Origin of the sequence: Methylobacterium sp. J-088 (assembly GCF_022829295.1) — a bacterium.
Classification (GTDB): domain Bacteria; phylum Pseudomonadota; class Alphaproteobacteria; order Rhizobiales; family Beijerinckiaceae; genus Methylobacterium.
This window is the reverse complement of sequence record NZ_JAKSYH010000048.1, coordinates 55,419-69,769: the sequence shown is the minus strand read 5'-3', so window position 1 is coordinate 69,769 and position 14,351 is coordinate 55,419. Positions and strand designations below refer to the sequence as shown.

The 14,351-nt window shown below is 69.1% G+C and carries 16 protein-coding genes; 12 read left to right on the top strand and 4 right to left on the bottom strand.

Going from position 1 to position 14,351, the window contains the following annotated elements:
* Positions 1 to 868 precede the first annotated feature (868 nt).
* Entirely contained in the window at positions 869 to 1,435 is a 567-nt protein-coding gene (locus tag MKK63_RS05335) for a NifU family protein (protein ID WP_243999388.1), read from the bottom strand.
* A 175-nt stretch (positions 1,436 to 1,610) separates the two neighbouring features.
* Here MKK63_RS05335 and MKK63_RS05330 point away from each other — a divergent pair, with 175 nt between their 5' ends.
* The 4 genes from MKK63_RS05330 to MKK63_RS05315 all read left to right on the top strand — a co-directional run bounded on the left by MKK63_RS05330 (position 1,611) and on the right by MKK63_RS05315 (position 3,802).
* On the top strand, positions 1,611 to 2,075 hold the full coding sequence (locus MKK63_RS05330) for an atp-dependent helicase (protein ID WP_243999386.1): 465 nt from the start codon (positions 1,611 to 1,613) through the stop codon (positions 2,073 to 2,075).
* 78 nt (positions 2,076 to 2,153) lie between these two features.
* The gene (locus MKK63_RS05325; protein ID WP_243999384.1) at positions 2,154 to 2,594 is read left to right on the top strand and encodes a DUF2934 domain-containing protein; all 441 of its coding nucleotides are present in this window, start codon (positions 2,154 to 2,156) and stop codon (positions 2,592 to 2,594) included.
* 146 nt (positions 2,595 to 2,740) lie between these two features.
* Entirely contained in the window at positions 2,741 to 3,406 is a 666-nt protein-coding gene (locus MKK63_RS05320) for an HAD family hydrolase (protein WP_243999382.1), read from the top strand.
* Positions 3,407 to 3,595: 189 nt separating this feature from the next.
* On the top strand, positions 3,596 to 3,802 hold the full coding sequence (locus tag MKK63_RS05315; protein WP_243999380.1) for a hypothetical protein: 207 nt from the start codon (positions 3,596 to 3,598) through the stop codon (positions 3,800 to 3,802).
* A gap of 18 nt (positions 3,803 to 3,820) precedes the next feature.
* Here the strand turns inward: MKK63_RS05315 and MKK63_RS05310 are convergent, their stop codons facing one another.
* The 3 genes from MKK63_RS05310 to MKK63_RS05300 all read right to left on the bottom strand — a co-directional run bounded on the left by MKK63_RS05310 (position 3,821) and on the right by MKK63_RS05300 (position 5,028).
* Positions 3,821 to 4,051 (bottom strand): hypothetical protein, encoded by a 231-nt coding sequence (locus MKK63_RS05310; protein WP_243999378.1) that lies wholly within the window; start codon positions 4,049 to 4,051, stop codon positions 3,821 to 3,823.
* Between the two features lie 154 nt (positions 4,052 to 4,205).
* Positions 4,206 to 4,472 (bottom strand): hypothetical protein, encoded by a 267-nt coding sequence (locus MKK63_RS05305; protein ID WP_243999376.1) that lies wholly within the window; start codon positions 4,470 to 4,472, stop codon positions 4,206 to 4,208.
* A gap of 175 nt (positions 4,473 to 4,647) precedes the next feature.
* Positions 4,648 to 5,028, bottom strand: a complete 381-nt coding sequence (locus MKK63_RS05300; RefSeq protein ID WP_243999374.1) for a DUF6481 family protein — start codon at positions 5,026 to 5,028, stop codon at positions 4,648 to 4,650.
* A 922-nt stretch (positions 5,029 to 5,950) separates the two neighbouring features.
* On the opposite strand from MKK63_RS05300, the gene MKK63_RS05295 reads away from it, so the two are divergent.
* The 8 genes from MKK63_RS05295 to MKK63_RS05260 all read left to right on the top strand — a co-directional run bounded on the left by MKK63_RS05295 (position 5,951) and on the right by MKK63_RS05260 (position 14,346).
* The gene (locus tag MKK63_RS05295; RefSeq protein ID WP_243999372.1) at positions 5,951 to 6,157 is read left to right on the top strand and encodes a DUF4089 domain-containing protein; all 207 of its coding nucleotides are present in this window, start codon (positions 5,951 to 5,953) and stop codon (positions 6,155 to 6,157) included.
* A gap of 14 nt (positions 6,158 to 6,171) precedes the next feature.
* The gene (locus MKK63_RS05290) at positions 6,172 to 7,551 is read left to right on the top strand and encodes an AtzE family amidohydrolase (protein ID WP_243999403.1); all 1,380 of its coding nucleotides are present in this window, start codon (positions 6,172 to 6,174) and stop codon (positions 7,549 to 7,551) included.
* A complete protein-coding gene (gene hpxZ, locus MKK63_RS05285) occupies positions 7,551 to 7,937 on the top strand; it encodes an oxalurate catabolism protein HpxZ (RefSeq protein ID WP_243999370.1) in 387 nt (128 codons plus the stop codon). Before MKK63_RS05290 ends, hpxZ begins: the two co-directional genes overlap by 1 nt.
* Positions 7,938 to 8,496: 559 nt before the next feature.
* Positions 8,497 to 10,119: an ABC transporter substrate-binding protein gene (locus tag MKK63_RS05280; RefSeq protein ID WP_243999368.1), complete on the top strand. Its 1,623-nt coding sequence runs from the start codon at positions 8,497 to 8,499 to the stop codon at positions 10,117 to 10,119.
* Between the two features lie 227 nt (positions 10,120 to 10,346).
* A complete protein-coding gene (locus MKK63_RS05275) occupies positions 10,347 to 11,300 on the top strand; it encodes an ABC transporter permease (protein WP_243999366.1) in 954 nt (317 codons plus the stop codon).
* Between the two features lie 13 nt (positions 11,301 to 11,313).
* The gene (locus tag MKK63_RS05270) at positions 11,314 to 12,243 is read left to right on the top strand and encodes an ABC transporter permease (protein ID WP_243999364.1); all 930 of its coding nucleotides are present in this window, start codon (positions 11,314 to 11,316) and stop codon (positions 12,241 to 12,243) included.
* A 13-nt stretch (positions 12,244 to 12,256) separates the two neighbouring features.
* On the top strand, positions 12,257 to 13,312 hold the full coding sequence (locus MKK63_RS05265; RefSeq protein WP_243999362.1) for an ABC transporter ATP-binding protein: 1,056 nt from the start codon (positions 12,257 to 12,259) through the stop codon (positions 13,310 to 13,312).
* Between the two features lie 8 nt (positions 13,313 to 13,320).
* Positions 13,321 to 14,346 carry an ABC transporter ATP-binding protein gene (locus tag MKK63_RS05260; RefSeq protein WP_243999360.1) on the top strand — a complete coding sequence of 342 codons (1,026 nt, stop codon included), beginning with the start codon at positions 13,321 to 13,323 and terminating at the stop codon, positions 14,344 to 14,346.
* Positions 14,347 to 14,351: the final 5 nt, after the last annotated feature.

Genomic DNA, 14,351 nt, shown 5'->3' with positions numbered 1-14,351 from the left:
GCACGCAGCGAACGCGGGCACGCGTCCCTCAAGCCGGGCGGGTCGCGAGACCTGTCCTCGAGGCCGCGACCGCGGTGGGCACGGGTCGGATGGTGGCTCTGGGTCGGCCCAGCCGCGTGTCGGCGCGGGGTTCATTCCGTCCCCCCACCTGGCAAACGGCCGCCCGGTAGCACGCCGGTGCCAGAGTCACGCCCCGCACCGGTGCGCGGCCCGGGGCGCTGGCGGCTGAGAGCGACCGGCGCGCGCGCCGCCCCGTCCACGGACCCGCCCGGTCAGCCACCGGGCGGGCCCCGTAAAGGACGCCGCTGGGTCACCCCGGAAGCGCCGTGGACAGGTGGCGGCTAATAAGCACAGAATAGGAACATTGTCAAGGATGGCGTAGGGTGGTCAGCCCTTTGGGTACGCTGATCACACTTCCCCGGCCGATGCGCGCTCTTCTCCTCTGCGGCCACGGGGGACGCGGGTTTGAAGCATGCGGCTCATGACAGAGCGCGACCGGCCCCCTCTCCCGAGCGGGAGAGGGTTGGGGTGAGGGATGAGAACTCTCAGGATCGAAAGCGTGATCGATGAGCAGACAGGGCGCGTCTCGTTCGGAGAGTTCTCGACTCTCACCCTTGTCCCTCTCCCGCACGGGAGAGGGGACCCGCGCCTCAATTTGCAGAAGGGCGCGCCTGACGAGACCGAAAACCTGTGTCACCCGTAGCCGCAAGGGGGAGAAGAGAGCACGGCGGCGAGAAAGGCTTAACTATCGTACCCCGTGCGGAGAGCGGAAAAACGCTCTCTTTTCGAAGCAACGGCGCCACGCCGGCACCCTCGCGGCCGCGGGCTGGAAAGGCCCGCGGCGCACCGCGCGTCCCCGATACGATCCTCAGATCGCCTGAACTTCCCGCACCTCGGGAAGGAAGTGCCGGAACAGGTTCTGAACCCCGTGCCGCAGCGTCGCGGTCGAGGACGGGCAGCCCGAGCAGGCGCCCTTCATCTCGAGATAGACCACGCCCTCCTTGTAGCCGCGGAAGGTGATGTCGCCGCCGTCGCCAGCCACGGCCGGGCGCACGCGCGTCTCGAGCAGATCCTTGATGGTGACGACCGTGTCGTGATCGGCCTCGTCGTAGAACTCGTCCCCGGCCTCGGTCGCGTCGTGACCGCCCTCGTCCATCACGGGGACGCCGGACTGGAAATGCTCCATGATCGCGCCGAGCACGGCAGGCTTCACCTGCGCCCAGTCGGACCCGTCCTCGGCCTTGGTGACCGAGATGAAGTCGTGCCCGAAATAGACGCCCGAGACGCCCGGGACCGCGAACAGGGCCGACGCCAGGGGCGAGCGGGCGGCAGCCTCGGCGTCCTTCGCCTCGAAGGTCGACTCGGACAGGACGACGCGTCCGGGGAGGAACTTCAGGGTGGCCGGGTTCGGCGTGGCTTCGGTCTGGATGAACATGTTGGCATAACTCCGCTGCGCCGGTTCAAGGCCGGCCGGGACATGCGCCCCAGGGCGCACCTGATCATGTGGACCGACCATCGGATTTTCTCAACCTGCGCGGCCTCCCGCGAGAGTGGACATTCGGCTTCGCGCATCCGAGGACGGGCGCTTCGAGGCAACAGAGGAGCCAGCGGTGACCGTGACTGGGGACGAGATGCGCGTGCAGGATCAGCCGGAGGACCTTCGCGAGACCCGGGCGAAGCTCGACGCGGCCGAGGCCGAGGTCGCGGCCCTCAAGGTCCTGCTCGCCCTGCGCACGCACCAGCACGCGCAAGCCTGGCAGGCCGCGCGGCGCGCGGGCCTGGACCTCGACCACGCGCGGGCCGGGACCGACACTGCAGTTGCGGACGCCAGGATCGTCGCGGATGCCACAGCCGCCCACGGCGAGGTGGTCGCCCGCGCCGAGGCACGCACCGATGCGGTCCGCATCGTTCTCGACGCCGTCCTGGCAAGCCTGCGCGTCTGGGGTTTGGACCGGCGCCGGTTCCAGAAGCGCATCGCCCAAGCCGGCCGCGACGCGCCCGTGGCCGGTCCCGGGGCGGAGCGCCACGCGATCCTCCTCGCCGAGGCCCGGCGCATTCTGGGCCGCACCGAATAGCCGATCCGCAGGGTTAACTGCCCCTTAACCCAGCCCTCCCATCGTCGGTCGCGGGACGGACAGCAGGAGGCCAACGGCATGCAGATCAGCGAACACCACGTGCGCGAATGCGCCTATTTCATCTGGGAAAGCGAAGGCCGGATCCACGGCCAGGCCGCGGCGCATTGGATGCGCGCGGAGACCGAGCTGCACGCCAACGCCACGCTGGCGGCGGCGAGCGTGATCCAGGCCGTCACCGCCGAGAAGGCCGCCCTTCCCGCGTCTGCCAAGGTTGCCGCGTCCAAGTCCGCTGCCCCCAAGTCCGCTGCCCCCAAGGCCGCGACGAAGGCCGCCGCGCCGAAGACCGCGAAGGCGGTTGCGCCCCAGGCTGCCGCCAAGCCGGCGGCGCCGAAGCCCGCCCCCGTCAAGGCCGCCGCGAAGCCGACGGCTCCGAAGCCCGTCCGGGCCTCAAAAGCTGCGGTCACCGCTGGGCTGGCCGCCAAGGCGAAGCCCGCCCGCACCCCGGCGGCGATGCACTGACGCACGCCGCACCGGATTGATTTCAGAAGCCCGTCCCCGACCGGGGGCGGGCTTCTGCCGTTCCGGTGCCCCGAAAGGGAACAGGCCTCCCACCGCCCCGGTTGTTTGCCCTGAAGCGGGCTGGCCTGCGCCGCAACGAGGCTCGCATGCGCGCTGTCATCTTCGACATCGACGGGACCCTGCTCGACAGCGTCGATCTGCATGCCCGCGCCTGGGTGGAAGCTTTCGCGCATTTCGGCGTGGAGACGGATCAGGGCCACGTCCGCAGCCAGATCGGGAAGGGCGGCGACGAACTGATGCCGGTGTTCCTGCCGCAGGAGCGGATCGAACGCGAGGGCAAGACCATCGAGGCGTTCCGGTCGGACCTGTTCAAGCAGAAGTTCCTGCCCGAGGTGCGGCCGTTTCCCGGTGTCCGCGCCCTGTTCGAGCGGATCCGCGCGGACGGCCTCACGATCGCGCTGGCCTCGTCGGGCAAGGGACCCGAGGTAGAGCGCTACACCGAAATCCTGAAAATCGGCGATCTCGTCGATGTCGCCACCAGCTCGGATGACGCCGAGCGGTCTAAACCGCATCCCGACATCTTCCAGGCTGCCCTGACCAAGCTCGGAGCGGGGCGGTCCGACACGGTCCATGCGGTCGGCGACACGCCCTACGATGCCGAGGCCGCGGGAAAGGCCGGCGTGCCGACGATCGGCGTGCTCTGCGGCGGCTTCCCGGAGGCCGACCTCTCGGCGGCGGGCTGCGTGGCGATCTTCCGCGACCCCCAGGATCTCCTCGACGGCTACGACCACTCCCCGCTGGCGCAGCGTTGACGGGCCGCCTGACCCGCGATGTCTATGCGGCGGCCTGCGCTATCCCCATGTTTCACTCGATCTGTTGCAGCGCGGTGACTCGGCGTGATGCCGGCTACGTAAAATCGCGATAGGGGCTGGTGCGGCTTCGGCAAAAGGCGTAGCCAGCCGCCCGCCAACCTGGATCCTTTCAAAGGACGAGCGCTGCGGATGCCTCAGACACATCAGGCCCAACCGGCGATGCGTTTCGTTCCGGCCGCCAAGTCGCTGCCGGATCAGATCGCCGACGCCGTCGCGTGTCGGTCGACCCCGCTGAGCCACCTGCTGCGCCTGATGGCGGCCCTGCAGGCCGAGGGCGGCGACGAGACCCTGCGCCTGCGCCTGCGCGCCCGGATCGGAGCGCCGCTCAACTCGTGATCGCCGGAGCCTGAGGGCTCACGACCGCCGATGGCGCCGCTTGTGCCGTCGGTGTGCGGTCTTGGCCGGCTGCGCGGCCTCTCCCAGCCGCGCCATGCAGGCGTAGTAGATCTGCTTCCCGATCTCCTCGAGTTCCAGACCGCGGGGGTTGGGGGCCGTGAAGACCCGGGCCCGCGCCTCCAGACGGCAGGCTGCGTCCTCCGGGCTGCGAATCGGGGGTTCGGCCCGGGCGGGACTCACGGCCAGCATCAGGCCGATCAGCGTTCCGAACACTCCGCATGCGGATAAACGCTGTCTTGCCCAAGAATCCGGCATTCCGATCGCGATCCCTACTCCACTCCGATGCCGAACTAGAGCGTTTCGCGCGGCGGTGAACCGTCCGAGACTACAGTCTGCGCGCCCGTCAAGGCACGATCCACAGGCAGCGGCCGGCACCCGCGATCGTCATGCATTCGTAGGGCGCGCCGCCGATCAAAGCCCGCTGCTCGACCGAGCCGATCGTCTTCCGATCGATGCTGCGGCAGCCGGCCTCGCCCTCGACCGTACGGCTCGCGCCGGTCGCGGCGTCGACCCGGCGGGCCGCCAGCAGCGTGTCGCACGCCATCGCCTTGGTCGGGTCCTGCGCTGCGGCGGCCCCTGACCAGAGCAGAACGGCAACGAGCGGACTCATTCTGCACAGCATCGCGCGACCTCTCCAGGGCAGCCGCTCGAATCGGGACGGCCGACGAACAGTCGCAAACGCGGCACGGCGCGCGTCGGTTTCAGACCCTAGGCCCAGATGCGACGACGCCCGCCGGAGGGGCGGGCGTCGTTTCATCGAAACAGCCGAGCCGAAGCGCGTGCGCTCAGCGCTTGACCTTGACGTTGGCCTTCCGCGCCGCGTAGCGCGCGTCGCGCTGGGCCTTCTTGGCGTGAAGTTCGGCCGACTTGCGCTCCTGCGCGGCGGCAAGCTCTGCGACTTCGCGGGCAAGCTGGGCAGCCAGCTCCGTTTCCTCGCGCTCACGCTTCTCTTCGGCAGCCTTCAGCTCGGCGGCGATGCGCGCGGCCTCACGCTCGCGGGTACGCTCCTCGCGCGCCTTCGTGATCTCGGCCCGGGCCTTGGCCTTGGCGATGACCTCCGGATCGTCGGCCGGGGGGCGCGCCTTGAACTTGGCCAGCAGGGCAGCCTTGGCACTCTGGGAGTGCTGGCGGCGGTCGTCGAAATTTCTGTAGTCGAATGCGCTCATCTGACCTTTCTCAGTTCAATACGTTCGACATGCACAGGGACATCCGGCCACGCCGGTGCGGGACCTCTCGTCTGCAGATCCCGATGCCGTCCCCGGACCTCGGAACCATGCCGACCCATCGGCTGTACCGATGGGTCGACCCGAACGCTCAGCGGACGCCGCAGCGCTCGGGTCGAACCAAGGTTTGAAAACGGTTAGCCTTTAGCCGGAGCCCCGGCGGCGATGCAATCGTGGGAACACGTTCGGCCCGCCGACACAGCGACAATCCACACCGTCTCTGTAAGAGTCTCACCCGGCGATGCAGAAAAACATCAAGCGCCGGTGGCAACGGACGCCTCAGCGAGTGAGAGGCCAGTATGGCACCGCGCTGTCCGTAAGATAGGACGGGTCCGAGGAGGCGGCAAGATGATCAACCTGTATTGGCCGTCACCCTGACAGACGGCCCGAGGCCCAGCGCAGGTGATTCGGCATCACGGATCGCGCGCCGACACTCCAGCCGACGTGTTCCCACTGATTCACCTTCACGTGTTGCAACCCTGATTTGCAGCAGCGACAACTTTGCGTCGCCGGGCGACGCGATCCGATCTGCGGAAGGGCTTCGTGGTGCTTGGGAGCGTCGTACTCGGCCTACGGGTATCGGTGGCGATAGGCCGCCAGGGCTGTGCCTCGGCGCATCACAATCGGGCACGGCTTCTCGATCCAGCACCGACGCGGTCTATCGGGTCGAACTGGCGTTCGCTTCGGCGACGAACGCTATGAGCTCAAGAATGAGGCACCCCGGCGTCCCGAACTGCTCGCTCTCGCTGCCGATATCGCGATGCACAATAATGAGGCACGTGCTCTAGGCTCCGCCGCCGAACCTGTCGGCACGAGGCCTGCTAAACCCAGCCACGCTGATCCCAGCGCCGAATTGAGCCGCGCCATGCCCGAACCCGTACCGTCATCCGCCGCCGCGTTCGATCCGGAGGCCACCATCGCGGCGACCGCGCCGCTTCTCGGCATCGCCATCGACGCCGGGTGGACGGCTGCGATCGCGGCCAATCTGCGCGTCCTAGCGGCGGCGGCGACGCTGCTGACCGAATTCCCGCTCCCCGATGCGGTCGAGGCCGCGCCGAGGTTCGAAGCGTGAGCGCGGCGCCTCCGATGGATGCGGCGTCGATCGCCGCCGCGGTCGCCAGCCGGCGCAGCACCGCGCGGGACGTGGTTGCGCAGACCCTCGATCGGATCGCGCGGACCGACGGTCGCGTCAACGCCTTCACCGACGTGCTCGCAGCCCGCGCCCTGGCCCGGGCCGAGGCCCTCGACGCCGCCCTCGGTGAGGGCGCCACTGCCGGACCGCTCGCGGGCGTGCCGTTCGCGGTCAAGAACCTCATCGACGTCGCGGGCCTGCCCACCCGGGCGGGCGCGAAGATCAACCGGGCGCATCCGCGGGCCCAGCGGGACGGCGCCCTGGTGCGCCGGCTCGAGGCGGCCGGGGCGATCCTCGTCGGGGCGCTCAACATGGGCGAATACGCCTATGACTTCACCGGCGAGAACATCCACGACGGGGACGCCCACAACCCGCACGCGCTGGATCACATGACCGGCGGCTCATCCAGCGGATCCGGGGCTGCGCTGGCTGCCGGAATGGTGCCGCTGACGCTGGGCTCGGATACCAACGGCTCGATCCGGGTGCCCGCCGCGTTCTGCGGCTGCTTCGGGTTGAAGCCGACCTACGGCCGGCTCAGCCGCGCCGGGAGCTTCCCCTTCGTCGGAAGCCTCGACCATCTCGGGCCGATGGCCCGCAGCGTCGCCGATCTCGCCCTGGCGTACGACGCCATGCAGGGCCCGGATCCGGACGATCCCGTGGCGACGACCCGCGCAGCCGAGCCGGTCCTGCCGGTTCTGGAATCCGGCATCGACGGCCTGCGGATCGCGGTGGCGGGCGGCTATTTCGCCCGTGGCGGCGATCCGGACGCGTTCGCCGCGGTGGCGCACGTCGCCCAGGCTCTCGGCGCAGACCGGATGGTCGAGCTGCCGGAGGCCCATCGCGCCCGGGCCGCCGCCTACCTGATCACCGCGGCCGAGGGCGCGACGCTCCACCTCGACCGCCTGCGCACCCGGCCGGGGGATTTCGACCCGGCGGTGCGGGACCGGCTGATCGCCGGCGCGATGATCCCGGCGCCCTTCGTCGAGCGGGCACAGCGCTTCCGCCGCTGGTACCGGGACGCGGTGCTCGACCTGTTCGGCGGCCTCGACGTGATCCTGGCGCCCGCCACCCCCTGCCGGGCTCCGAAGGGTGGCCAGACCCACTTCGTGCTCGACGGCGTGAGTCTGCCGGTGCGGGCCAATATCGGCGTGTTCACGCAGCCGATCTCGTTCATCGGCCTGCCGGTGGTCGCCGTGCCGGTCCGGCTGGACGACGGGTTGCCGCTCGGAGTTCAGGTGATCGCCGCCCCCTGGCGGGAGGATCTGGCCCTGCGCGTCGCCCGCCACCTCGAACGGACGGGTGTCTGCAAGGCGCCCATCGCGGAGCTGACCTGATGGTGATCGACGATTTTGCCGTGAAGGCCGAGGTCGAGGCCGCGTTCCGGGCCTACGAAACCGCGCTCACCACCAACGACGTCCCGACCCTGGAGGCGCTGTTCCGGGACGATCCGCTGACCATCCGCTACGGTATCGGCGAGAACCTCTACGGCATGGACGCCATCCGCGCCTTTCGCCGCGCCCGCTCGCCCGTGGGCCTGGAGCGCACCCTGGAGCAGACCCAGATCACCACCTATGGGCGCGATGCCGCCACCGCCATGACGCTGTTCACCCGCGCGTCCGCACCCGGGAAGATCGGCCGCCAGAGCCAGACCTGGATGCGCTTCCCCGAGGGCTGGCGGGTGGTCGCCGCGCATGTGAGCCTGATCATCGACGCCGAATAGCGCCGCGCTCAGCCCGTTCGAGGTATTGGGCGGAGATCCGACAGCATCGCACCGGGCCGGTTGTGCGCGCCGACCCTTTCCCGGGCGCATGCAGCGCTAAGCAGATGTGCGTTGGCAAGCCACACGGTACACGACAGTGACGCCACCGTCGCCGAATGGGGCGCGGGTCCCTCCTCCCGTGCGGGAGAGGTCTGCTTTCGCAGAAAGCCGGGTGAGGAATGAGAAAAGTCCGGAAGAGGCGCAACCGATCACCGCGTCTCTGGAGCGCACGATCCTGGGCGTTCTCGACCCTCACCCCAACCCTCTCCCGCACGGGAGAGGGGGTAGGTCGCGCTTGCCAATCCTGTCGGCAGTCGATTGCCATGTCCCGTGGGCAAGCCGACGCTTTATCCGCTTAGCTCTTTGTTATAGCGCAGGTTTTTGTCGCAAAACCGGTGGCTATTTTTGCGAAACCTGCTTAGGTCCGTGCGGGTCGCGGATCGACTGGCCGCCGGCTTGCATACGGTCGAACGTATGCCGGACCACTCGGGTCCGGGCTGACGCGAGCACCCGACCGAAGATGCTGTCCCGTCTCAAAAATTTCGGCGCCCGTGCGGCGCTGGCCGGCGCCCTGGCGCTCTCCGCGGGCACCGCTGCCCTCGCGCAGGGGACGCTGCGGATCGGCATGACCGCCTCCGACATCCCGCTGACCACAGGGCAGACCGACAACGGCGGCGAGGGCATGCGCTTCCTCGGCTATACGGTCTATGACGGGCTGATCAATTGGGACCTGTCGAGCGCGGAACTCGCCTCCGACCTCGTGCCCGGGCTGGCGACCAGCTGGGCCGTCGATCCCGCCGACAAGACCAAGTGGACCTTCAAGCTCCGGCCGGGCGTGAAATTCCACGACGGGTCCGACTTCACCGCCGACGCGGTGGTGTGGAACCTCGACAAGCTCCTGAAGGCCGACGCGCCGCAATACGACCCCCGCCAGTCGGCGCAGGGCAAGACCCGCATCCCGGCCGTGGCCAGCTACCGCGTGGTCGATCCGTTGACGGTGGAGATCACCACCAAGGCGCCGGACGCGACGCTGCCTTACCAGATCGCCTGGATCATGATGTCGTCGCCTGCCCAGTGGGAGAAGCTGGGCAAGTCCTGGGACGCCTTCGCCAAGCAGCCCTCGGGCACCGGCCCGTGGAAGCTGACCCTGTTCGCCCCGCGCGAGCGCGCCGAGATGGTTCCGTTCAAGGAGTACTGGGACAAGGACCGGGTGCCGAAGCTCGACAAGCTGGTGCTGATCCCGCTGCCCGAGGCCAATGCCCGGACCGCGGCGCTCCGCTCCGGCCAGGTCGACTGGATCGAGGCGCCCGCGCCGGATTCCGTGGCCTCGCTCAAGGGCGCCGGCTTCACCATCGTCACCAACGCCTATCCGCACAACTGGACGTGGCACCTGTCGCGCATCGAGGGCTCGCCCTGGAACGACATCCGGGTGCGCAAGGCCGCCAACCTCGCCATCGACCGTGATGGGCTCAAGGAATTGCTCGGCGGCCTCGCCATCCCCGCCAAGGGCTTCATGCCGCCCGGCCACCAGTGGTTCGGCCATCCGACCTTCGACGTGAAGTACGATCCGGAGGCCGCCAAGAAGCTGCTCGCGGAAGCCGGCTACAGCCCCGCCAAGCCGCTGAAGCTGAAGGTCGCGATCTCGGCCTCGGGCTCGGGCCAGATGCAGCCGCTGCCGATGAACGAGTTCATCCAGCAGAACCTCGCCGATGTGGGCATCCAGGTCGATTACGAGGTGGTCGAGTGGAACACGCTGATCAACATCTGGCGGGCCGGCGCCAAGGCCGAGATCTCCCGCGGCGTCTCGGCGATCAACTATTCGTACTTCATCCAGGATCCGTTCACCGGCTTCATCCGCCATCTGCAGTGCAATTTCGCTCCGCCGAACGGCACCAACTGGGGTTATTATTGCGACCCCGCGATGGACAAGTTGTTCGATCAGGTCCGCAACACCTTCGACAAGGCCGAGCGGACCAAGGTCCTGGAGAAGATTCACGAGAAGTACGTTGACGACGCGCTGTTCATCATGATCACGCACGACGTCAATCCGCGGGCGATGAGCCCCAAGGTGAAGGGCTTCGTTCAGGCGCAGAACTGGTTCCAGGACTTTTCGAAGATCACCATCGCGACGGCGGGGCGGTAGCTCCAGCGCCACCGTCTCCCTCCCCCCTCTGCGGGGGAGGGTGCCGAGCGGAGCGAGGCGGGAGAGGGGAGCGACGGTGCAGGATGAGGCCCCGGCCTTCATGAAGGTCACGGCTATTCCTGAAGCCGGGTTCCCCTCTCCCGACCCCCTTCGGGGGCCACCCTCCCCCGCAGAGGGGGGAGGGAGGTTCGGCGGCGACGATAGATCTAGCGGCCAAAAGGCAAACAATGCTGCTCTACACCCTCAAACGACTGGTCTCCGCCACACCCGTGGCGTTCGGTGTCAGCATCGTATGCTTCCTGCTGGTCCATCTCGCGCCGGGCGATCCGCTGAGCGCGATCCTGCCGGCCGATGCCACCCAGGCGACCATCGACGAGATGCGCGCCGCCTACGGGTTCGATAAGCCGCTGCCGGTCCAGTACGCGATCTGGCTCTGGCACGTGCTGCACGGCGATCTCGGAATCTCGATCGCCACCGGCCGACCGGTGCTGGGCGAGGTCAGCCGCGCGGTGGTGAACTCCCTGATCCTCGCCTCCGTGGCGACCGTGATCGGCTTCACCTTCGGCACGCTGTTCGGCTTCGTGGCGGGCTATCACCGCAACTCGCTCGCCGACCGGGCCGCCTCCGCGCTCTCGGTCTTCGGCGTGAGCGTGCCGCATTACTGGCTCGGCATGGTGCTGGTGATCGTGTTCTCGGCGACACTGGGCTGGCTGCCGCCGACCGGCGCCGGGCCCGACGGCTCGGGCAACTGGCGGCCGGATTTCGACCACCTGCGCTACCTGCTCCTGCCCGCGATCACCATGTCGGTGATCCCGATGGGCATCATCGCCCGCACGGTCCGGGCACTGGTGGCCGACATCCTGTCCCAGGATTTCGTCGAGGCCCTGCGGGCCAAGGGCATGGACGAGCGCGGCGTGTTCAAGCACGTCGTGCGCAACGCCGCTCCGACCGCGCTCGCCATCATGGGCCTGCAGCTCGGCTACCTGCTCGGCGGCTCGATCCTGGTCGAGACCGTGTTCGCATGGCCGGGCACAGGATTCCTGCTCAACGCCGCGATCTTCCAGCGCGACCTGCCCCTGCTGCAGGGTTCGATCCTCGTGCTGGCGATGTTCTTCGTGCTGCTCAACCTGCTGGTGGACGTGATGCAGACCGCCCTCGACCCGCGCATCGAGCGCGCCTGACCCGGAGGCCATGATGACCGCGCCCGTCACCGCCGCCTCACTGGCCCTCGACGGCGGCGTGCTCGCCGTCGACGACATCGCCCCGGAGGCCGCCTTCGCGCCGTCGCGCGGGTTCTGGGGCCATGTCGGCCACCGGCTGGTGCGCGACCCCGTCGCCATGGGCGCGGGCGCCGTGATCCTTCTCGTGGTCCTCATCGCGATCCTGTCGCCCTGGATCACCCCGATGGATCCCTACAAGGGCTCCATGATCCGCCGTTTGAAGCATGTCGGCGACGCGACCTACTGGCTGGGCTCCGACGAGCTCGGCCGCGACATGATCAGCCGGCTGATGCTGGGCTCGCGGCTGTCGCTGTTCATCGGCGTCACCCCCGTGCTGATCGCCTTCGTGATCGGCTCCGGCCTCGGGATCCTGGCCGGCTACGTCGGCGGCTGGACCAACACGATCCTGATGCGCACCATCGACGTGTTCTTCGCGTTTCCCTCGGTCTTGCTGGCGATCGCTCTTTCCGGTGCGCTCGGCGCGGGCATCTTCAACTCGATCGTCTCGCTGACCTGCGTGTTCGTGCCCCAGATCGCCCGGGTGGCCGAGAGCGTCACCACCGGCATCCGCAGGCGCGACTACATCGACGCCGCCAAGCTCTCGGGAGCCTCGGCGCTGACGATCATGCGCGTGCAGGTGCTGGGCAACGTCGTCGGCCCGATCTTCGTCTATTCCACGAGCCTGATCTCGGTCTCGATGATCCTGGCCTCGGGCCTGTCGTTCCTCGGCCTCGGCGTGCGCCCGCCGGAGCCCGAATGGGGCCTGATGCTCAACACCCTGCGCACCGCGATCTACGTCAATCCGGTCGTCGCCGCCCTGCCGGGCGTGTGCATCTTCGTCGTCTCGATCGCCTTCAACCTGTTCTCGGACGGCCTGCGCGCCGCCATGGAAATCCGCCAATGACGGAGATTCGCCAGTGAGCGTCATCCCGGACGCCGCCGATCCGTTCGCCCGCGACCGCGGCGGACCCGCCCAGCCGCTCCTGTCGGTCTCGGGGCTGATCAAGCACTTCCCGGTCCGCAAGGCCGGCGGCAAGAAACAGGTGGTCCGCGCCGTCGACGGTGTCGATTTCGACGTCCTGAAGGGCGAGACGCTCGGCATCGTCGGCGAGTCCGGCTGCGGCAAGTCCACCACCGCCAAACTGCTGATGGGCCTGATCGAGCGCGATTCCGGCACGATGCTGTACGACGGCCAGGCGATCGGCGAGCGCGCCATGCCGTGGCGGGCCTATCGCCGCCAGGTCCAGATGGTGTTCCAGGACAGCTACGCGTCGCTCAACCCGCGCATGACCGTGGAGCAGTCGATCGCGTTCGGCCCCAAGGTCAACGGCGTGCCGGGGCGCGAAGCGGTGGAGCGCGCCCGTGCGCTGCTGGCCCGGGTCGGCCTGGAGCCCAAGCGCTTCGCCGGGCGCTATCCGCACGAGATCTCGGGCGGCCAGCGCCAGCGGGTCAACATCGCCCGCTCGCTCGCCCTGGAGCCGCGACTGGTGCTCCTCGACGAGGCGGTCTCGGCGCTCGACAAATCGGTGGAGGCGCAGGTGCTGAACCTCCTGCTCGACCTGAAGGCGGAGTTCGGCCTGACCTACATCTTCATCAGCCACGACCTGAACGTCGTGCGCTTCATCTCCGACCGGGTGATGGTGATGTATCTCGGCCGCGTCTCCGAGATCGGCCCGTCCGACACGGTGCTCGACGCACCGGCCCATCCCTACACCGAGGCTCTTCTCGCCTCGATGCCCTCGCTCGACCCCGACAACCGCACGCAAGCCGCGCTGCTGGCCGGCGACCCGCCGAACCCGATCGACCCGCCCCCCGGCTGCCGCTTCCATCCCCGCTGCGCCCTGGCGGAGGGCGTCTGCGCCGAGACCGAACCACCGCTCGATCCGATCCGGCCGCTGCACCGCGTCGCCTGCCTCGCCCGGCAGCCCGGGTCCGGCCATTCCGCGGCACCCGCCGCGGCGCTGGCCGCATGAGCACACCGATGTCCTCTTCAGAACCCGCCGTCGCGCTCAAGGACCTGCGCGTCGCCTTCGGCAAGGTGCAGGTCGTCGACGGCGTCGACCTGACCGTCGAGCGCGGTCAGGCCCTGGCGCTCATCGGCGAATCCGGCTCCGGCAAGAGTGTGACCCTGCGGGCGATCCTGCGCCTGTTCCCGGAGGGGCGCAGCCGGATCGAGGGCGGGATCCTGGCCGCCGGCAAGGACGTGCAGGCGCTGACCAAGCGCCAGCTCGCCGATTTCCGCGGCGGCGACGTCTCGATGATCTTCCAGGAGCCTCTGCTCGCCTTCGACCCGGTCTATACGGTCGGCCAGCAGATCACCGAGGCGATCCGGCGGCACGAGACGATCTCCAAGGACGAGGCCCGCAAGCGGGCGCTGGCCCTGTTCGAGCGCGTCCGGATCCCGAGCCCGGAGCGGCGGCTCGACAACTACCCGCACGAGATGTCGGGCGGCATGCGCCAGCGGGCCATGATCGCGCTGGCGCTGTCCTGCCACCCGCAGGTGCTGCTGGCCGACGAGCCCACCACGGCGCTCGACGCCACGGTCCAGATCCAGGTGCTGCTGCTGCTCCGCGAACTCCAGCGCGATCTCGGCCTGTCGATCGTGATCGTCACGCACGATCTCGGCGCGGCGGTCGAGGTCGCCGACCGGATCGCCGTGATGTACGCGGGCAAGATCGTCGAGACCGGCACCGCCCATCAGGTGGTGCTGAACCCGCACCACCCCTACACGATTGGCCTCCTGCGCAGCCGCGCGGAAGGAGCGCTCGCCAAGGGCTCCCGGTTGGAGACCATCCCGGGCAGCCCGCCGGATCTCGCGAACCGCCCGCCGGGCTGCCCCTTCGCGCCGCGCTGCTTCCTGGCGGAGGAGCGCTGCCGCCGGGAGATGCCGCCGGTCGCCGCGATCGCCGCCGGCCACGACGTCGCCTGCTGGCGCACCGCGGAAGCCTCGGCCGCCTACCGCGCCGGGCCGACTCCGGTGCGCGCCGCGGAGCCGGTCCCGGCCTGACCTCG